The 17,933-nt window shown below is 70.3% G+C and carries 17 protein-coding genes and 1 pseudogene; 8 read left to right on the top strand and 10 right to left on the bottom strand.

Going from position 1 to position 17,933, the window contains the following annotated elements; translation table 11 throughout:
* Nucleotides 1-115: 115 nt before the first annotated feature.
* From Q0Q47_RS21810 to Q0Q47_RS21800, 3 genes are all read left to right on the top strand, one after another.
* Entirely contained in the window at nucleotides 116-1,405 is a 1,290-nt protein-coding gene (locus Q0Q47_RS21810) for an ABC transporter substrate-binding protein (RefSeq protein WP_293864776.1), read from the top strand.
* 97 nt (nucleotides 1,406-1,502) lie between these two features.
* Entirely contained in the window at nucleotides 1,503-2,417 is a 915-nt protein-coding gene (locus Q0Q47_RS21805; protein WP_293864920.1) for a carbohydrate ABC transporter permease, read from the top strand.
* Nucleotides 2,404-3,291 carry a carbohydrate ABC transporter permease gene (locus Q0Q47_RS21800; RefSeq protein WP_293864773.1) on the top strand — a complete coding sequence of 296 codons (888 nt, stop codon included), beginning with the start codon at nucleotides 2,404-2,406 and terminating at the stop codon, nucleotides 3,289-3,291. The genes Q0Q47_RS21805 and Q0Q47_RS21800 overlap by 14 nt, the downstream gene beginning before the upstream one ends.
* A 12-nt stretch (nucleotides 3,292-3,303) precedes the next feature.
* Here Q0Q47_RS21800 and Q0Q47_RS21795 read toward each other — a convergent pair whose 3' ends face one another.
* Nucleotides 3,304-3,921 (bottom strand): CDP-alcohol phosphatidyltransferase family protein, encoded by a 618-nt coding sequence (locus Q0Q47_RS21795; RefSeq protein ID WP_293864770.1) that lies wholly within the window; start codon nucleotides 3,919-3,921, stop codon nucleotides 3,304-3,306.
* A 116-nt stretch (nucleotides 3,922-4,037) separates the two neighbouring features.
* Between Q0Q47_RS21795 and apaG the strand changes: the two genes are divergently transcribed.
* Both apaG and argE read left to right on the top strand, forming a co-directional pair.
* Nucleotides 4,038-4,430 (top strand): Co2+/Mg2+ efflux protein ApaG, encoded by a 393-nt coding sequence (gene apaG / locus Q0Q47_RS21790; RefSeq protein ID WP_293864767.1) that lies wholly within the window; start codon nucleotides 4,038-4,040, stop codon nucleotides 4,428-4,430.
* 31 nt (nucleotides 4,431-4,461) lie between these two features.
* Complete coding sequence (gene argE / locus Q0Q47_RS21785) at nucleotides 4,462-5,616, top strand: acetylornithine deacetylase (protein WP_293864764.1); 1,155 nt, start codon at nucleotides 4,462-4,464, stop codon at nucleotides 5,614-5,616.
* 3 nt (nucleotides 5,617-5,619) lie between these two features.
* Here argE and Q0Q47_RS21780 read toward each other — a convergent pair whose 3' ends face one another.
* The 4 genes from Q0Q47_RS21780 to Q0Q47_RS21765 form a co-directional block, all read right to left on the bottom strand.
* Nucleotides 5,620-5,925, bottom strand: a complete 306-nt coding sequence (locus Q0Q47_RS21780) for a hypothetical protein (RefSeq protein ID WP_293864761.1) — start codon at nucleotides 5,923-5,925, stop codon at nucleotides 5,620-5,622.
* 42 nt (nucleotides 5,926-5,967) lie between these two features.
* Nucleotides 5,968-7,638 (bottom strand): cisplatin damage response ATP-dependent DNA ligase, encoded by a 1,671-nt coding sequence (locus tag Q0Q47_RS21775; RefSeq protein ID WP_293864758.1) that lies wholly within the window; start codon nucleotides 7,636-7,638, stop codon nucleotides 5,968-5,970.
* Entirely contained in the window at nucleotides 7,635-8,693 is a 1,059-nt protein-coding gene (locus tag Q0Q47_RS21770) for a ligase-associated DNA damage response exonuclease (RefSeq protein ID WP_367278285.1), read from the bottom strand. The genes Q0Q47_RS21775 and Q0Q47_RS21770 overlap by 4 nt, the downstream gene beginning before the upstream one ends.
* A 135-nt stretch (nucleotides 8,694-8,828) precedes the next feature.
* Entirely contained in the window at nucleotides 8,829-9,158 is a 330-nt protein-coding gene (locus Q0Q47_RS21765) for a hypothetical protein (RefSeq protein WP_293864752.1), read from the bottom strand.
* A gap of 154 nt (nucleotides 9,159-9,312) precedes the next feature.
* Between Q0Q47_RS21765 and Q0Q47_RS21760 the strand changes: the two genes are divergently transcribed.
* The 3 genes from Q0Q47_RS21760 (at nucleotide 9,313) to pdeM (ending at nucleotide 13,633) form a co-directional block, all read left to right on the top strand.
* The gene (locus Q0Q47_RS21760) at nucleotides 9,313-10,260 is read left to right on the top strand and encodes a methyltransferase (RefSeq protein ID WP_293864749.1); all 948 of its coding nucleotides are present in this window, start codon (nucleotides 9,313-9,315) and stop codon (nucleotides 10,258-10,260) included.
* 128 nt (nucleotides 10,261-10,388) lie between these two features.
* Nucleotides 10,389-12,914 (top strand): ligase-associated DNA damage response DEXH box helicase, encoded by a 2,526-nt coding sequence (locus tag Q0Q47_RS21755; protein ID WP_293864746.1) that lies wholly within the window; start codon nucleotides 10,389-10,391, stop codon nucleotides 12,912-12,914.
* The gene (gene pdeM, locus Q0Q47_RS21750; protein ID WP_293864743.1) at nucleotides 12,911-13,633 is read left to right on the top strand and encodes a ligase-associated DNA damage response endonuclease PdeM; all 723 of its coding nucleotides are present in this window, start codon (nucleotides 12,911-12,913) and stop codon (nucleotides 13,631-13,633) included. The genes Q0Q47_RS21755 and pdeM overlap by 4 nt, the downstream gene beginning before the upstream one ends.
* A gap of 44 nt (nucleotides 13,634-13,677) precedes the next feature.
* On the opposite strand, the gene Q0Q47_RS21745 is transcribed toward pdeM, so the two are convergent.
* The 5 genes and pseudogenes from Q0Q47_RS21745 to Q0Q47_RS21725 all read right to left on the bottom strand — a co-directional run.
* Nucleotides 13,678-13,959, bottom strand: coding sequence for a type II toxin-antitoxin system ParD family antitoxin (locus Q0Q47_RS21745; protein WP_293864917.1), 282 nt, complete (start codon nucleotides 13,957-13,959; stop codon nucleotides 13,678-13,680).
* Nucleotides 13,960-14,041: 82 nt separating this feature from the next.
* A complete protein-coding gene (locus Q0Q47_RS21740) occupies nucleotides 14,042-14,539 on the bottom strand; it encodes a DUF3429 domain-containing protein (protein WP_293864740.1) in 498 nt (165 codons plus the stop codon).
* A gap of 20 nt (nucleotides 14,540-14,559) precedes the next feature.
* A complete protein-coding gene (locus Q0Q47_RS21735; protein WP_293864737.1) occupies nucleotides 14,560-15,315 on the bottom strand; it encodes a TIGR02186 family protein in 756 nt (251 codons plus the stop codon).
* Entirely contained in the window at nucleotides 15,315-16,238 is a 924-nt protein-coding gene (locus tag Q0Q47_RS21730) for a sulfite exporter TauE/SafE family protein (RefSeq protein ID WP_293864734.1), read from the bottom strand. Before Q0Q47_RS21730 ends, Q0Q47_RS21735 begins: the two co-directional genes overlap by 1 nt.
* 185 nt (nucleotides 16,239-16,423) lie before the next feature.
* Nucleotides 16,424-17,933: pseudogene (locus Q0Q47_RS21725) on the bottom strand (hypothetical protein); the annotation flags it as partial.

The following is a 17,933-nucleotide window of genomic DNA, read 5'->3' as shown; positions in this document are numbered from 1 at the left end:
TCTTTCCAGGCGAGAGCTTGGCCCAGATCGAACGCCGATTGACAGGTTTTCGGGCTGGTGTAACGTTGCACTAGATAAGGTCGAAGACCACACAAATCCACTGGAGGAAGCAGCGATGGGCATGATCAGCCGCCGTGGTGTGCTGGCGGGTGGACTGGGAGGGGCGCTGAGCCTGGCGATGCCGGCGGTGCTGCGCGCCCAGGGCAAGCAGCGGATCCGCTATGCGGGCTTCGTGCAGTCCGACGGTGAGCTGAAGACGCTCCTGGCGTCCCTGAACGCCTACATGGCCAAGCATCCCGAGGTCGAGATCGTCGCCGAGATGACGAATTTCGGCTCCTTCATCGACAAGCTCGCCACCGAGACCTCGGGCGGGAACGCGCCCGACATGTTCAGCTGCAACGTCGACATCACGGACGAGTACAGCCGTCGCGGCGTGCTGCGGCCGCTCACCGCCTACGTGCCGCAGCCGATGGACCTCACGGACTACGCCCAGGGTGCCGTGAAGGCCGCGACCGTGAACGGCCAGCTCTTCGCCTTCCCCAACGACGCGATCGGCCCCGCGCTGGTCTGCCGCTCCGACGCCTTCAAGAAGGCGGGGATCACCATGTCCAACCAGATGTGGACGTGGGAGCAGCTGGCCAAGGCCGCCACCGACATCACCAAGGCCAACGGGCCGCGCTATTGGGGCCTGGAGGACTCGGGCTCGAACTACATCCCCTGCGAACTCTTCATGCGGGGCCGCGGCAAGACCCTGTTCACGCCCGACCGCCAGATCGGCTTCACCCGTGACGACATGGCGGAATGGTTCGCCTATTGGGATCGGCTGAGAAAGTCGGGCGGCTGCCCGCCGGCCGACATCCAGGCGAGCGTGAACGGCAGCGACATCACGACCTTCCTGGTGTCGCTCGGCCGGGCGGGCATGACGGCCGCCCTGACCGACAAGTTCGCCGGCATGCAGGCGCTGGTCTCCAACTCCGACCTCTTCCTGCAGATGCTGCCGAACGGTTTCGACGGCGGGCCGATGAAGCAGACCCATTTCGTCTATGCCGGCAACTCGACGGGGCTCACGGCCAAGTCCCCCCATGCCGACCGCATGGTCGACATCGTCCGCTTCACCCAGAAGGACCCCGAGGGCAGCAGGCTGCGCTACATGGGCAGCGGCATGATTCCCTGCTCCCGCGCCACCCGCGAGCTCGTCGGTGCGCAGGGCACGGACGTGGACCGCAAGATCATCGCCTATGTCGAGGTGCTGCAGAAGGAACAGGCCGCGCCGCGCTCGCCGGGCGTCGTCGGCATGTCGAACATGCTGCGGCGCATGAACGAGGCGGTGGCCTTCGGCCGGCTGAAGGCGCAGGACGCCTCGGCGCAGTTCATCGAGGAAGCCGAAAAGCGGCTGAAGAGCTGACGGGGCGGTGGCGGTGTCGGTCGCCCAGGACGCCGGGACGAAGGCTGGACGGGCGCCGCCGCGCGCCCGCCGCGGCATCGGCGCGGCGCTGTCCGCGCTGTTCGGGCGGGCCGGCGGAGCCGAGGCGCCGACCGCCGGTCGCTCGCGACTGGTCGGCTACCTGTTCCTGTCGCCCTGGCTCGTCGGCTTCGTCTGCCTCACGGCGGGGCCGATCGTGGCCTCGATGTATTTCTCGCTCACCGACTTCAACCTCTTCAGCAAGCCGGTCTTCGTCGGCTTCTCGAACTACCACCGCCTGCTGTTCGAGGACCCGCGCTATAGGACCGCGCTGGGCGTCACGCTCACCTACGTGTTCACCTCAGTGCCGCTGAAGCTCACCTTCGCGCTGCTGGTGGCGATGCTGCTCAACCGCGCCCTGGCCGGCATCGGCGTCTACCGCGCCATCTACTACCTGCCGTCGCTGCTCGGCGGCAGCGTCGCGGTCGCCGTGATGTGGCGCAAGATCTTCGCCTATGACGGGGTGGTGAACGACGTCCTGCTGTGGTTTGGCGTCGACGGGCCGAGCTGGATCTCCAATCCCGACTATGCGCTGTCGACCATCGTGATGCTGGCCGTGTGGCAGTTCGGCTCGCCGGCCATGATCTTCCTCGCCGGGCTGAAGCAGATCCCGCGCGAACTGTACGACGCGGCCTCCATCGACGGCGCGGGGGCGTGGCAGCAATTCTGGCGGGTCACGCTGCCGCTGCTGACGCCGATCATCCTGTTCAATCTCGTGATGCAGATGATCGGGGCGTTCCAGGCCTTCACGCCATCGTTCGTGATCAGCAACGGGACGGGCGGGCCGGACGACTCCACCCTGTTCTACACGCTCTACCTCTACGAGGAGGGCTTCTCGCATTTCCGCATGGGCTATGCGTCGGCGATGGCGTGGGTCCTCGTGGGGATCATCGGCACGGCGACGGCCGTCACCTTCATCACCTCGCGCTATTGGGTCCACTATGGCGACCAGTGACGACGACCGCGTCAACCTGCCGGCGACCCTGGCCGAGACGGGGCGCATCGTGCTGCGCTCGCTGGCGCCGCACCTGATCCTGATCGCCGGCGCGCTCCTGATGATCTACCCGCTGATCTGGCTGTTCTCGAGTTCATTCAAGTCGCCGGCCGAGATCTTCTCCGGCAACGGCCTGCTGCCGTCCAGGATCCAGTTCGACAACTACGTCACCGGCTGGCAGGGCACGGCGGTGAGCTTCGGCCGATTCATGACGAACTCGCTCGTCATCTCGGTGCTGGCGGTGATCGGCAACACCTTCGCCTGCTCGGTGGTGGCCTTCGCCTTCGCGCGGCTCGACTTTCCGCTGAAGAAGCTGTGGTTCGCGCTGATGATGGGCACCATCATGCTGCCCCACCACGCCACGCTCATTCCCCAGTACATGCTCTTCTTCAACCTCGGCTGGCTCAACACGTTCCTGCCGCTCGTGGTGCCGAAGTTCCTCGCCGTCGATGCCTTCTTCATCTTCCTGATGATCCAGTTCATCCGCGGGATCCCGCGCGAGCTGGACGAGGCGGCCCTGGTCGACGGCGCGTCCATGGCCCTGATCTACGCCAAGATCATCTTTCCGCTGATGCGACCGGCCCTGGTGGCGACGGCCATCTTCACGTTCATCTGGACCTACGAGGATTTCCTCTCGCCGCTGGTCTACCTGACCGAGATCAGCCTCTACACGGTGCCGCAGGGGCTGCGGCTGATGATGTCGACGACGGGGCAGGGATCCTGGGGGCCGCTGCTGGCCATGTCCTTCGTCTCCCTCATCCCGCTGTTCGTGATCTTCCTCTTCTTCCAGAAGCGGCTCATCGACGGAATCGCGACGAGCGGGCTGAAGGGCTGACGCCCGCCACGGTCAGCGCGGCGGATCGGCGAAGTCGCGCCAGGCGAGCGCCACTCGCGACAGGGCGGTGACGACGCAGGCCAGGCCGAACACCCAGGCGACGAGCGGGAAGGCCGATGGCCAGAGGATCATGGCGGCGAAGGCCAGGATCGTCTCGGTGCCCTCCGCCAGCCCGGCCGTGTAATGGATGGCCTTGGGTCCTCGCGGTGCCGTGGTGAGCCCCCGCTTGGCCGCGATCGCCGCATAGGCCAGGAAGCTCGCGCCGTTGACGTAGAAGGTGAGCAGCAGGAACGCGGCCGGCAGGGCGTTGACCTCCGGCGCACGCCAGGCGAAGGCGAAGGGCACCGCCCCGTAGAAGACGAAGTCGCCGACGATGTCGGCATAGCCGCCCCGGTCCGTGGTGGCGGTGCGGCGGGCCAGTGCGCCATCCAGCCCGTCACAAAGCCGCGATGCCGCCAGCAGCAGCAGGGCGGCGAGGTCCCACCGCGCGCCGATCGCGGCCGCGCAACCGATGCCGGCCAGGAAGGCCGCCAGGGTGATGCTGTTGGCGCCGATGCCGGTCCGCGCCAGGCGGTCCGCGAGGGCGTCCAGGGCAGGATCGACGAGCTTGCGGGCGATACCGTCAAGCATCAGCTTGATCGATGATGAATGCACGCCCCGATTGACGCGGCTTGCTGTCCCGCTTATGGGGCACACACCATGGGCCATGTGCTGCGCGGCGGCCGGCGGAGTTGGATTCCTGAGCGATGTATCGGGCCGTCACGAACCAGATCCAGGTCACGGTCACGCCGGCCTTCATGGAAGACCAGTCGTCGCCCGACGAGGGCCGGTATTTCTGGTCCTATACGGTGGAGATCGTCAACCTCGGCAAGGACACCGTCCAGTTGCGCTCCCGCTATTGGCACATTCGTGACGAGCAGGGGCGCGTGCAGGAAGTCCGTGGCGAGGGCGTCGTCGGCAAGCAGCCCAAGCTGCCGCCGGGCGAGAGCTTCAACTATACCAGCGGATGCCCGCTGCCGACGCCGCAGGGCATCATGTCCGGGCACTACGTCATGCAGTCCTCCTCGGGCGAGTCGTTCACGGTCGTCATCCCGGCCTTTTCGCTCGACAGCCCGCATGCGGCCCGGGTCGTCCATTGACCGCAAGCCGGCCGCGGCGGCAGGGTAGGGCATGATCGATCCGTCTCCTCTCGCCCTCCTGTCCCGGCTCGTCGGCTTCGACACGGAGAGTTCGAAGTCCAATCTGCCGCTCGTGGATTTCGTCTGCGCCTATCTCGACGAGCAGGGCGTTCCCTACGTTCGGCTGCCGAACGCGGCGGGCGACAAGGCCGCCATCTATGCCACCCTCGGGCCGATGGTCGACGGCGGCATCGTGCTGTCGGGGCACACGGACGTCGTTCCGGTCACCGGGCAGGCCTGGACCACGGACCCCTTCACCCTGCGGATCGCGGATGGTCGGGCCTACGGCCGCGGCGCCGTGGACATGAAGGGCTTCGACGCGATCGTCCTGTCGCAGATCCCCGAGATGAAGCGGCTGCCGCTGCAGCGGCCGATCCACATTCTGCTGAGCTACGACGAGGAGACGACCTGCCTGGGCGTCATCGACGCCATCCGCAGGATGGGCGCCGAGGCGCCGCGCCCCGGTGTCGTCTTCGTGGGCGAACCCACCGAACTCGAGGTGGCGGACGCGCACAAGAGCGTGGTCACCTTCGTGACGAGCGTGCACGGGCACGAATCGCATTCCTCCAAGCCCTATCTGGGCGCCAACGCCGTTTCGGGCGGAGCGGCGCTCGTGGCCGAGCTCGACCGTCTCGGCGACGTGCTGCGAGCTGCGGGCGATCCGTCGGGCCGCTTCGACCCGCCCTACGCCACCGTGCACGTGGGCACCATCCACGGCGGCACGGCGCGCAACATCGTGCCGAAGCTCTGCACCCTGCACTGGGAGGTGCGCGGCGTGCCCGGGACGGACGAACTCGGCGTCGCCCGCGACCTCACCGCGTTCGGAGACCGTGTCGTGCTGCCGCGGCTGCGCGCCGACGGGTGGCCCGCCTCCATCGAGACGGTGATGGACGTCAACGTTCCGGGCCTGAAGCCCGAGCCGGGCTCCGCCGCCGAGACCCTGGCGCTGCGCCTTGCAGGCCGGAACCAGACGGTGACGGTGCCCTATGGCACCGAAGCGGGCCAGTTCCAGCGCCAGGGCCTGCCGACGGTGGTGTGCGGGCCGGGCTCGATCAACCAGGCCCACCAGCCGGACGAATACATCACCCTGGCCGAGATCGACCGCGGCGTGGCGTTCATCCGGCGCCTGGTCGAAAGCTGCCGCTGACGTTCAAGCAGTCGCGAAGCGCTGTCGCAGCAGGGGCCAGGCGCGGGCGGCCAGCCACAGCAGCGTGACCACGTTGCCCAGGACCATCAGGGCGACGAACAAGGCCGCCGCGCGGCCGGGCTTCTCCACCACGAAGAACAGGGCCGTGGTGGCCAGGAACCCGGCATAGAGATCGCCCAGCATCACGAGGCCCCACGGGTCGGCCACGACCTTTGAGACGCTCGCCCAAAACGGCGCTGCGCCGAAGGCCCAGCCGATGAGACCGAGCAGGGCGAGGGCGACGGCGGCGAAGAGGATGCGAAGGGGCATGGGCGCTCCGGAAACGAGGGGCCGGGCCAACCGGCGACCTGTCTACGCGCTGCGCGCCTGTCCGGTTTCATGCCGGGCGATGAGCCGTTCGAGGGTGGGCAGGCGGTCGGCCTCGCCGGGCGGCTTGTCCCATCGGATCCGCGAGACGCGCGGGAAGCGCATGGCGACGCCCGACTTGTGGCGGGCGGAGCGGGCGATTCCTTCGAAGGCGACCTCCAGGACCAGACCCTGGTCCGGGGCGTGCACGACCTCCCGCACCGGACCGAAGCGGTTCACCGTGTTGCGCCTGACGAAGCGGTCGAGCTCCTGCAGCTCGGCGTCGGTGAAGCCGAAATAGGCCTTGCCGACCGGGACGAGGTCGCCCGGTCCCTCTTCCCCGGTCCAGACGCCGAAGGTGAAGTCCGAGTAGAAGGACGAGCGCTTGCCGTGGCCGCGCTGGGCATACATGAGCACGGCGTCGATGACGAAGGGGTCGTGCTTCCACTTGTACCAGAGACCCTTCGGACGCCCCGGCACGTAGGGGCTGTCGGCCCGCTTGATCATGCAGCCTTCGACCGCCCCGGCGTCCTCGCCCGCCCCGGCCGAGCCGGGGTCGGCCCGCGCGGCGGCGAGTTCGTCCCAGCTGCCGAAGCCGATCAGCGGCGAGACGTCGATGCGCGGCTCGGCGAGGCCCGCGACGAAGGCCTCCAGGCGCGCCCGCCGCTCGCGGAAGGGCAGGGGACGCAGATCCTCGCCGTCGAGGTGCAGCAGGTCGTAGGCCCGGATATGGGCCGGATAGTCGACCAGCATCTTGGGCGAGACGGACTGCCGGTTGAGGCGCTGCTGCAGCACGTTGAACGACTGGACGCGGCCTTCGCGCAGGATGAGGAGCTCGCCGTCGATGGCGGCGTCCATCTGCAGCGCGTCGGCGAGGTCCGGGAAGCTCTGGGAGATGTCGTCGCCGGTGCGCGAGTAGAGCCGCGACACGAAGCGCCCGTCGGGCCTGCGGCCGGCCACCGCCTGCACGCGGATGCCGTCCCATTTCCACTCGGCCGTCATGGCCGACGGGTCGAGCGCGTCGAAGTCGCCATCCTCGATCGGATGGGCGAGCATGGGCGGCCGGAAGGGAGCCGGGTCGTCGGCCTCCGGCCGCGGGCCGTGCCCCTCGGCCCAGGCGAACAGCGCCTCGTAGGGCGCCTCGAGGCCATGCCAGACCTCCTCGATGTCGTCGGGCTGGAGCGGGCCGAGCGCCGCCACCGCGCTCTTGGCGAGGCGCGCGGACACGCCGATGCGCAGCGAGCCGGTGATCAGCTTCAGAAGCGCCCACCGCCCCGTTTCGTCGAGACCGTCGAGCCAGCGCGCGAGCAGCCCCGGCAACTCGCTCTTGCCGACGTTCTGCAGCCTCTCGACCACCTCCGCCAGGGTCGGCGGCGGCTGGTTGTGGCCGGGGCCGGGCCCCGCCGGCGTGGGCCACATCAGGGCCACCGTCTCGGAGAGATCGCCCACGTAGTCGTAGCTCAGCCCGAACAGCACGGGGTCGGTCCGCTCGGCGATGAGGGCGCGGATCAGGCCCGGCTTGGCATTGGCGAAGACGAGGCTGCCGGCCGTGGCCGCGAGCGCGAAGCCGCGCTCCGGATCCGGCGTCGAGCGGAAATAATCCGTCAGGAGCCGCAGCTTGGCATTGCGACCGGATTCGTAGGCCAGGCGATCGAGCAGGGCGGCGAAGCGGTTCATGTGCCCGTCTCCGGTGTCGCCGGCGTGGGCGCCGGCTCGTCGCCCGGCTCCGCCTCTCCCTCGTCGCCGTAGCCCACCAGATGCAGCGGCCGGGCGCGGATGCCGTGGGTGATGCACCAGTGGACCAGGGCGTCCTCCTGGCCGTGCGTGACCCAGACCTCCCCGGCGCCGGTCTCCCCGATCGTCGCGATGAGGTCGTTCCAGTCCGCGTGGTCGGAGACGACGAGGGGCAGTTCGACGCCGCGCTGGCGGGCGCGGGCCCGCACCCGCATCCAGCCCGATGCGAAGGCCGTCACGGGATCGGGGAAGCGACGGGACCAGAGGTCCTGGATCTGTCCGGGCGGGCAGATGACGATGGCGCCGGCGAGCGCCGCCTTGGGCAGTCCCGCCGTCTTGACGACCGGGCCGAGCGGCACGCCGGACGCCTCGTAGAAGGCGGTGAGCTTTTCCAGTGCCCCGTGGATGTGGATGGGCCCGTCCCAGCCTGCCTCGCGCAGCAGGCTCATGAGCCGCTGGGCCTTGCCCAGGGCATAGGCGCCGACGATGTGGCAGCGCTCCGGAAAGAGGCGCACCGACGCCAGGAGCTTGTCGACCTCGGCCCGCGTGTCGGGATGGCGGAAGACGGGAAGCCCAAAGGTCGCCTCGGTGATGAAGACGTCGCAGGGGACCGGCTCGAACGGCCGGCAGGTCGGATCCCGGGCCCGCTTGTAGTCGCCCGACGCGACGATGCGCAGTCCGCCCGATTCGACCGCGATCTGCGCCGAGCCCAGCACGTGGCCGGCGGGGTGAAAGGTCGCGGTCACGCCGCCGAGGTCGATCGGCTTGCCGAGATCGGCGGCCTGGGTCGATCCGGCGAAGTCCTCGCCATAGCGCACCGCCATGATGGCGAGCGTCTCGGCCGTGGCCAGGACGGCGCCGTGGCCGGAGCGGGCATGGTCGGAATGGCCGTGGGTGATGAGCGCGCGCGCCACCGGACGCACCGGGTCGATGTGGACGTCCGCCGGCGGGCAATAGAGGCCGGCGGGCGTGGACACGAGCAGATCACTGGGTCTCATCGGGGAAGAGATAGGGTGCGTCATGCCCCGTGACAAAGCGCGGTGCCAACAAAAAGGGCCCCGCGGGTGGCGGGGCCCAGTTGGGCGTTGCGGAGGGGAGGAAGACGCAACGCGAAGTCTGGAGGGATAACTGGCTCAGTCGCAGACGGTTTCGCGGACCCGGCGCCAGCCGTAGGGGGTCATCACGCGGTGCCGCACGACGTAGCAGGACGGATAGGCCGGACCCGCATAGTAGGCCGGTGCGTAATAGCCGGGGCCGTAATAGGCCGGGCGGGCCGCCGAGGCCGCGATGGCGCCGAGCGCCAGGCCGCCGACGATGCCGGCCGCCACCGCGCCGCCACCGTAGCCATAGCCATACCGGTAGCCGGCTTCCGCGGAGGTGGAGGAGGCGAGGGCGACACCCGCGAGAGCCACGGCGGCAACGGCCGAGGCGGTCAGGCGGCGCGACAGCGAAATCGTGGTCATGACGGGCTCCCTTTGCGAGCTGTTGTCCGGAGTGGCGTCCGGCATGGGTGTCACCATGCGCCTCATCGCGCCGGGCGTATGTGCGAAACCGCACATGGCCTCGGCGGCCCCGCTTTCTCTTGCCAGCAGGCCGGCGCGCAGGCAGGGCTAGGGGATGGATGACCACAGCCCGTTTCCAGCCACCCTGCGCAGTTCGGGCGATCTCGCGGCCGATCGCCGCTATGCCTGGGCGATGGCCGCCCTGAAGGACGGTGCCGCCGCCGAGGCGATCGACCTCTTCGAGCAGGCGGCGGAGATCGTGCCCGGATGGGCCCCGATCTGGCTCGGGCTGGGCGATGCGCGGGAGGCGTCCGGCGATCGCGCGGGCGCGGTGGAGGCCTTTCGTCGCTGCCTGGTGCTCGATGCCGCCGATCGGCTGGGCGTCGGGCCGCGGCTCGCCCGCCTCGGCCAGGGCTCCCCGGGGCAGGCGATGACCGATGCCTATGTCGCGAGCCTCTTCGACGACTACGCGCCGCGCTTCGAGCGGCATCTCACCCGGCATCTGGACTACCGCGGACCGTCGCTGATCGTGGACGCCCTGGACGCAGTCGGTGCCCCGGGCTCCGGCCTGCGCGTCCTCGACCTGGGCTGCGGAACCGGGCTCATGGGCGAGGCCATCCGTGCCCGCGCGTCCTGGCTCGGGGGCTGCGACCTCTCGCCGGTCATGGTGGCCGCCGCCGACCGCCGCGGCATCTACGACAGGGTCGAGGCCGCGAGCCTCTTCGACGTGCTGGGCCGCGAACCCGCGGCCTCGCTGGACCTGGTGACGGCGGCGGACGTGCTCGTCTATGTGGGGGATCCGGACGGGCTGTTCGCCAAGGTCGCGGCGGCGCTGAAGCAGGGCGGCCACTTCGCCTTCACCAGCCAGACCTTTGCGCCGGGCGAGGAGCCGGAGGACGGGATCGGGGTCGGCGCCGACCTGCGCTTTCGCCACGGCGAAAACCGGCTACGCGCGCTCGGCGCCGCGCACGGGCTGCCGGTGATCCGCTGCGTCCGGACCTGGGAGCGGCGCGAGCGCGGCGAGCCGCTGCCGAGCCTCGTGGTCGTCTGCCGGCGCTCCTGAGCGGGCCTCTCCGCGTCCCCTTGTCGCGCTCCCGCGCGGCACCGACACTTTTCGGCCTCAGCAGCCTCTTTTCCTCGCCAAGCCGGATTCCACCTTCTGGCCGCATGCGTTAGCTCTGGACCGTGAGCGTGATCGACGACACTTCCCCGCCACCGGACGTCCTGCCGCCGCGCTTCGCGCAGTGGTTCGCCGGGCGTGGATGGACCCCACGGCGGCACCAGCTCGACCTGCTGGCCCTTGCCCGGCAGGGGCAATCGGTGCTGCTCGACGCGCCGACCGGGGCCGGCAAGACGCTCGCGGGGTTTCTGCCGAGCCTCGTCGACCTCGCCGAGGGCCAGCCCCCCAAGGGCCTGCACACGCTCTACATCTCTCCGCTGAAGGCGCTCGCCGTCGATGTCGCGCGCAACCTGGACATGCCTGCGGCCGAGATGGAGCTGGGGCTTCGCATCGAGACTCGGACCGGCGACACGCCGGCCCACAAGCGCACGCGGCAGATGGAGCGCCCGCCGCACATCCTGCTCACGACGCCCGAGCAACTCGCCCTCCTCCTGGCCCACCGCGAGGCGGAGGAGTTCTTTTCCGGCCTGAAGCGCGTCGTGCTCGACGAACTCCATGCCCTCGTCACGTCGAAGCGCGGCGATCTGCTCGCCCTCGGGCTGGCGCGCCTGCATCGCCTCGCGCCCGGCCTGTCGGCGATCGGCCTGTCGGCCACGGTGCGCGAACCGGACGACCTGCGCCGCTTCCTCGTGCCGCAGCAGCTTCGCCCCGACGGAACGATCGGACCCGCCATGGCGGCCCATGTGGTGGTGCGGGGCGGGGCCCGCGCCGACATCCGCATCATGGAGGCGGCCAATCGTCTGCCGCTCGCCGGGCACACGGCGCTGCACGCCATGAAGCCGATCTACAACGCGATCCTCGCCCACCGCACGACGCTGATCTTCGTCAACACGCGCATGCAGGCCGAGTTCGTGTTCCAGGAGCTCTGGCGCATCAACGACGAAGGCCTGCCGATCGCGCTGCACCACGGGTCGCTCGACGTCGGCCAGCGTCGCAAGGTTGAGGCGGCGATGACGTCGGGCGCGCTGCGGGCCGTGGTCTGCACGTCCACGCTGGATCTCGGCATCGACTGGGGCGACGTGGACCTCGTCGTGAACGTCGGCGCGCCCAAGGGTGCGAGCCGGCTCATGCAGCGCATCGGGCGCTCGAACCATCGGCTCGACGAGGCCTCGCAGGCCATTCTCGTGCCGGCCAACCGCTTCGAAGTCATGGAGTGCCGGGCGGCTCTCGAAGCCGTGGCGGACGCGGCGCAGGACACACCGGAGGCGCGCAAGGGCGCGCTCGACGTCCTCGCCCAGCACGTTCTCGGCATGGCCTGTGCGGGGGGCTTTTCCATCGACGCTCTCTATGCCGAGGTCGTGTCGGCCGCCCCCTATGGCTGGCTGCCGCGCGAGACCTTCGACCGGGTCGTGCGCTTCGTGGCGACCGGCGGCTACGCGCTGGCCACCTACGAGCGCTTCGCCAAGATCCGCGAGGGCAAGGACGGGCTCTGGCGCGTGGCCAATCCACGCATCGCGCAGCAGTACCGCATGAACGTCGGCACCATCGTCGAGGAGCCCATGCTCAAGGTGCGCCTCGGGCGCATCCGCCGCAGCGCGCCGGGATCGCCGGGAGCGCCGGTGCGCGGCGGCCGGGTGCTGGGGGAGGTGGAGGAGTATTTCGCCGAGACGCTCCTGCCCGGCGACACCTTCGTGTTCGCCGGCGAGGTCCTGCGCTTCGAAGCGATCGCCGAAACCGACGTGATCGTGTCGCGCACCTCGCCGGGCACGGATCCGAAGATCCCGTCCTATGCCGGCGGGAAGTTCCCCCTCTCCACCTTTCTGGCCGAGCGGGTGCGGGGGATGCTGGCCGATCCGGCCGTATGGGGGCGGATCCCGGGCGGGGTCGCCGACTGGCTGGAGACGCAGCGGCGCAAGTCGGTGCTGCCGCGGCGCGACGAGATGCTGGTCGAGACCTTCCCGCGGTCAGGTCGCTATTACATGGTGGCCTATCCCTTCGAGGGCCGGCTGGCGCACCAGACGCTCGGCATGCTGATCACCCGGCGGCTCGAGCGGGCGCGCCTGAAGCCGCTTGGCTTCGTGGTCACCGACTACGGCCTCGGTGTCTGGGGCCTCGCCGACATCGGCGCCGCGCTGGCGCAGGGACGCCTCACGCTCGACGGCCTGTTCTCGCAGGACATGCTGGGCGACGACCTGGAGGAGTGGCTGGCCGAATCGTCGCTGATGAAGCGGACCTTCCGCCATTGCGCCATCATCGCCGGCCTCATCGAGCGCCGCTTTCCAGGGCAGGAGAAAACCGGCCGGCAGGTCACCATGTCCACCGACCTCGTCTACGACGTGCTGCGCCGGCACGAGCCCGACCACGTCCTGCTCGAGGCGACGCGTGCCGATGCGGCCACGGGTCTCCTCGACCTGCGGCGGCTCGCCGATTGCCTCTCCCGCATCCGGGGGCGAATCGTGCACAAGAACCTCGACCACGTGTCGCCGCTGGCCGTCTCCGTGCTTCTGGAGATCGGGCGCGAGGCGGTCTATGGCGAGGCGGCCGAGGAGATCCTCGCGCAGGCCGAGGCGCAATTGTTCGAAGAGGCCCTGGCGTGAGCGCGGCACCGGAGAGAGCGGAGGACGAGGCGATGGCCGCGACGACGTCGCTTGCCGTCGGGCCGCTGGCGTTCGTCGCCGATGCCTGCGGCGCGCTGGTGGATGCGGACGAGCGCGTCCTGCTCGTCGCCGACCTGCATCTGGAGAAGGGGTCGGCCTATGCCGCGCGCGGCATGCTCCTGCCACCCTACGACAGTCGCGCGACGCTGGCCCTGCTGGCGCAGGCCGTGCGGCGCTGGCAGCCACGCCTGGTGGTCGCGCTGGGCGACACGCTGCATGACCGCGGCGCGGCCGCGCGCATCGCGCAGGACGATCTCGCCACCCTGGCCGGGCTTCAGGCCGGCCGCGACTGGATCTGGCTGACCGGCAACCACGATCCCGACCCCGTTCCGGCACTCGGCGGCACGGTGGCGGCCGAGCTGGCGCTGGGGGGCGTGATGCTGCGGCATGAGCCGCGTCCTGGCGAGACGGGCCCGGAAATCGCGGGCCATCTCCATCCTGCCGGCAAGGTGCGGCTTCGCGGCAGGGCGGTGCGCCGGCGCTGCTTCGTGTCCGACGGCCGGCGCTGCGTGATGCCGGCTTTCGGAACTTATGCCGGAGGCCTCAACGTGCTGGACGGCGCCTTCTCGCCCCTCTTCGCCGGCCGCCGCTTCACCGCCCACATGCTGGGGGCAGGCCGTGTCTACGCCGTGGCAGGTCACCAGCTTTCGCCGGATTGACCGGCGGCACGGCTACCCCAGCAGGTCGTCGACGGTCCTCGACCTCATGTCCCGGACGTCAGACGCTTGGCGTGCAGCGCACGGACGCTGTTGAACACTTCGCTTGCCTGGCAGGTCCGCGACGGATCGGCTTTGGTCAAGTCGAACGCGGTGGCCACCTCTGCCGCCAGCCATCTCTCGACGGCAGCGTCGCGTTCCTGCAGCGCCCGCAGGCCTGCACGCACGACTTCGCTTCCGGAGGCGTAAGCTCCCGTTGCGACGAGACGATCGATGAAATCCGCATGCTCAACCGGCAGGCTGAAGCTTCTTTTCGTTACATCGGATATGCCAGCTACTCCGTTGGATCACTGTAGCATCTGGTAGGATAAATTCATACCGCCGCCATCGCGTCCTGCCGGTCCAATGGGCTCACTCGGGCTCGAACGGCAGGAACGCCAGCGCCACGATCAGCACCAGAACGACCGCGGCCGTGAGCAACAGGCGCAGCGTGGCGTACCAGGCCGGGGCGTGGCCGCGCCGTACCATCGCGAAGTCGGCGACCGCGAGGGCGAGATAGCAGGCGATCAGCAAGGTCAGGTCGTGGGGGCGTGGCAGCAGCAGCGCCAGCCAGGCGGCGAGCGAGGGCAGCACCGAAACCACCAGCAGGCCGGTCTGGTGCTCGGCACCGTGCTTCAGCGCCAGGCCCCAGCGTACGCCACCGAGGAAGGACAGGATCACCGCGCCGTAGCAGATCAGGCCGGTGCGTGCCGATCCCGGTGCGAAGCCGTAGCGCCATTCGAGGCCGAGCAGCGCGGCCACCGCCAGCGTCGCGAAGGGGAGGACGCCTCCTGCCCCGAGAAGGAGCGCCGGGAGCGGAATCGCGCGGGGATCGTCGGCGGCGGCATGCTGGTGCGTGTCGTGGGTCATGTCCTGTTCCGTGCTGGGCGTCAGTCACGCCGGAAGATGATGGTGGCCATCCACCCGAAGAGCAGTGCCATGCTGGCCGTCAACAGGCCATAAAGCCACGCCCTCGTGCGGGCGGCCTGGGCGAGCGCCTGCTCGAAGCCGACCTTGGTCACTTCGAAATGGGTGGACTCCCTGGCGAGTTGGACGCCTTCGGACAGCAGCGCGACGGTGACGTCGTAGGTTCCCACGGGCGCAGTCGCGGGAACCGGCACCGTGGCGCGAAAGAGACCGGGCGTGATGAAGGTCACCCCGCGCCCGTCCTCCACGTAGAGGCCGGCCTCCTGCTTGAGCCGGATCAACGCCTCGCGGAACGGCGCGTCCTCGACCTGGTCGGGCCCCGAACGCACGATGAGCGCGTCCAGTCCCAGGCCGTAGCGCGTCCGCAGGATCGGCTCCGCCACCTCGTCGATCTCGCGCGTGGCCAGGACGGCCAGCGTGGCGGGCACGTTGACGAACTTGCGCTGCGACAGGTTGGCCCAGATCGGGCCTGTCCGTACCTTCTCCCGGACGACCGTCGATCCCTTCGGCCCGCTGGCCGTCACGACCACGTCGTAGCGGCCCTGCCGGCCGGCACTGCTGGCATCGCGCATGATGGCGCCGAAGATCACCAGCTCGGCGCCCGTATAGGTCTGAGTGATCTGCACGCGATGGCTGGAGAGGGACAGCACGAGGCCTTCGGCGCGGGCCGGTTGCGCCGCCAGGACGGCGATGATCGCCAGCGCCGCGGCCCGGCCCATCAGCGCACCTCCATCACGCCGAGCGAGAAACGCTCCTCGGGCGGAAGGGCGATGTCGCTGGCGAAGCGGATTCCGACGGCCAGCACGATCAGGGCCAGCATCAGCCGGAAATGCTCGCCCTTGACGTTCTTGCCCGCGCGGGCGCCGAACTGTGCCCCGCACACGCCGCCCACCACCAGCAGCAGCGCGAGCACGATGTCGACGGCCTGGTTGGTGACGGCGTGGAGGATGGTCGCCGCGACCATCGTGAACAGGATCTGGAACAGCGAGGTGCCCACCACCACCGCCGTCGGCACGCGGAACAGGTAGATCAACGCCGGCACCATCAGGAAGCCGCCGCCGATGCCCAGCACCGCGCCCGCGAAGCCGATCGTCGTGGCCAGCACGGCGAGAGGGATGACGCTGAGATAGAGCTTCGAGCGGTGGAACCGCATGCGCAACGGCAGGCCGAAGTACCAGGGATGGGCCCCTCCGACGCGCCGCGGCGGCGGCGTGCCGCGCCGGGCCGAGATCAGCGCGCGCAGGCTCTCCACGAGCATGAGCCCGCCCACGGCGCCGAGCAGGACCACGTAGGAGATGACGATCACGAGCTCGAGCTGGCCGAGCCGCCGCATGGCGTTGAAGAACCAGACGCCGAGGACCGTTCCCGCGATGCCGCCGACGAGCAGCACCGTCCCGAGCTTCACGTCCAGCGCCCTGCGCCGCCAGTAGGCGATCGCGCCGGTCATCGACGACGCCGCGATCTGCGCGGATTCCGTGGCCACCGCGATGGCCGGCGGGATGCCGATGAAGATGAGCAGCGGGGTCATCAGGAACCCGCCGCCCACGCCGAACATGCCCGAGATGAAGCCCACGGCCGCGCCCAGGCCAAGCACCAGGAAGATGCTCACGGGCAGTTCGGCGATGGGCAGGTAGATCTGCACGCAAGCCCTTCCGTCCGGGACCGGGCATGCTCGCCTCGGGCGTTTGCTCAAGCGCAAGTCATGCGACCGCACGCATCAAGGGCAGAGGTGCGGCCCGCGTCAACGATCGACTGGCGCCGCAGCGGACGGAACGCGGCCGGTGTGGCCCGGCCGCCGCGCCGGGCCGTCGGCGCCGGCTCGCCCGATCAGCTCTTGGCGGACTTGCCCTTGTCGTCCCAGCCGCCCGGGGGCGGGCTCACGTCGTTGGCGCTCACGTCGGGGGTCTTGGGCCGGAAGCCGTCCGTCGCCGCCTTGGCGTTGGCCAGCGTGGTGGCGTCGAGGCGGGCCGCGACGTCCTCGCGCTTGCGCCCGGCGTCCTCGTCACCCTGCGCCGCGGCCAGGCTGAACCACATGTAGGATTCGGCCAGGTTCTGCGCGATCCCGAGGCCGCGCGCGGTGAGGATGGCGAGATTGTACTGGCTGTCGCGGACGCCGAGTTCGGCGGCCTGGCGGAACCACGCGGCCGCCGCGACGTAGTCGGGCTTGCCGCCCGCGCCGTCGGCAGCGAGCACGCCCAGATTGTGCATGGCCTTGGCGTTGCCCTTCACGGCCGCCTTCTCGTACCAGCTGCGCGCGATGGCGGCGTCGGCGGTCACCCCGACGCCCTTCTCGTACATGCTGCCGAGACGATACTGGGCCGGGGCGACGCCCATCGAGGCCGCGCGTTCGAACCAGCGGGCCGCCAGCTTGGGATCGCGCGGAATGCCCTTGCCCTCCTGGAGCCGGACGCCGACCTCGTAGGCCGCGGCCGGATTGCCGGAGGTGGCGGCCTTCTGCAGGCCGGTGGGCAGCAGGGCGCGGCCCAGGTCGCCGAGCGGCGGCACGGGCATCGGGGCGGGGTCGATGGCGGCGCCGGGCGGCTGGGGCGCGGTGCCCAGCGACGCGACCGCGTCCGGCGTCAGCCTGGGGGGCGTGACCTCGCTGCTCTGCCCGCTGGCCGGGCCCGGGTTCAACGCGCCGGGGGGGAGCGCCGGGACGGAGGGCGCCTTCGGCACGTTGCGCTGCGGGCTGGATGCCTGCGGCAGCGTGCCGGTGCTCACCGGGTCGTTGCCGTCGACGGTCTTGCCGGCATCGGAGCTGCGCTCGGGCGCTGCGGGAGCCGGCGTGCCGTTCGCGGGCTTGCCGCCCGTCGGCGCCGGCTCGTTGCCGGAGTTGAGAGCCGTGCGCAGCACCTGGGCCGTGCCGAGAGCCAGGACCACGACGGCAAGGCCGATCAGGATCGGCCGGCGCGTGCGCTCGATGAGGCTGCCGCTCTTGCTGGGTTCGGCGGCCGAAGCCGGCGCGGGGCGGGCGGCCGCCTTCTGGTCCCGCCGGCTGCGGCGAGACGTCTGGGCCGCAAGGGCGGCCTCGCGCGCGGCGGCGATGAAGCTGGACGCGCCCTTGGCTTCCGGCTGAGCGGCGGCCTCGGTGTCGGCCTCGACCTCCGGCGCCGGAACCTCGCCCGGGTTCGGGCGTCCCGTGCCCGGCTCCAGGGGAAGGTCGAGCGCGATCGTCTGGCTCGCCTGCGCCTCGGCGACGGCGGCTGCGACGATCGGCTCCACGGCGGCGGCGAGCTCGTCGGCCGTGGTCTCGGCCGGCGCGGACAGCACCGGGGGAGCGACGGCGGCGACCGGCATGGCCGGCGGCGCGAGCGGCTCGCGACGCGCGGGGGCGGCC

Origin of the sequence: uncultured Alsobacter sp., assembly GCF_945952055.1 — a bacterium.
GTDB lineage: Bacteria > Pseudomonadota > Alphaproteobacteria > Rhizobiales > Beijerinckiaceae > Alsobacter.
This window is presented reverse-complemented; position numbering and strand designations above follow the sequence as displayed.

Bases quoted from the DNA above. Each gene is read 5' to 3' on its own strand.
- Q0Q47_RS21770 (WP_367278285.1), bottom strand. From the start codon at position 8,693: ATGAGACCCAGTGATCTGCTCGTGTCCACGCCCGCCGGCCTCTATTGC.
- Q0Q47_RS21775 (WP_293864758.1), bottom strand. From the start codon at position 7,638: ATGAACCGCTTCGCCGCCCTGCTCGATCGCCTGGCCTACGAATCCGGT.
- Q0Q47_RS21780 (WP_293864761.1), bottom strand. From the start codon at position 5,925: ATGCCCCTTCGCATCCTCTTCGCCGCCGTCGCCCTCGCCCTGCTCGGT.
- Q0Q47_RS21740 (WP_293864740.1), bottom strand. From the start codon at position 14,539: ATGACCCACGACACGCACCAGCATGCCGCCGCCGACGATCCCCGCGCG.
- argE (WP_293864764.1), top strand. From the start codon at position 4,462: ATGATCGATCCGTCTCCTCTCGCCCTCCTGTCCCGGCTCGTCGGCTTC.
- Q0Q47_RS21765 (WP_293864752.1), bottom strand. From the start codon at position 9,158: ATGACCACGATTTCGCTGTCGCGCCGCCTGACCGCCTCGGCCGTTGCC.
- Q0Q47_RS21810 (WP_293864776.1), top strand. From the start codon at position 116: ATGGGCATGATCAGCCGCCGTGGTGTGCTGGCGGGTGGACTGGGAGGG.
- Q0Q47_RS21795 (WP_293864770.1), bottom strand. From the start codon at position 3,921: ATGCTTGACGGTATCGCCCGCAAGCTCGTCGATCCTGCCCTGGACGCC.
- Q0Q47_RS21800 (WP_293864773.1), top strand. From the start codon at position 2,404: ATGGCGACCAGTGACGACGACCGCGTCAACCTGCCGGCGACCCTGGCC.
- apaG (WP_293864767.1), top strand. From the start codon at position 4,038: ATGTATCGGGCCGTCACGAACCAGATCCAGGTCACGGTCACGCCGGCC.
- Q0Q47_RS21760 (WP_293864749.1), top strand. From the start codon at position 9,313: ATGGATGACCACAGCCCGTTTCCAGCCACCCTGCGCAGTTCGGGCGAT.
- Q0Q47_RS21735 (WP_293864737.1), bottom strand. From the start codon at position 15,315: ATGGGCCGGGCCGCGGCGCTGGCGATCATCGCCGTCCTGGCGGCGCAA.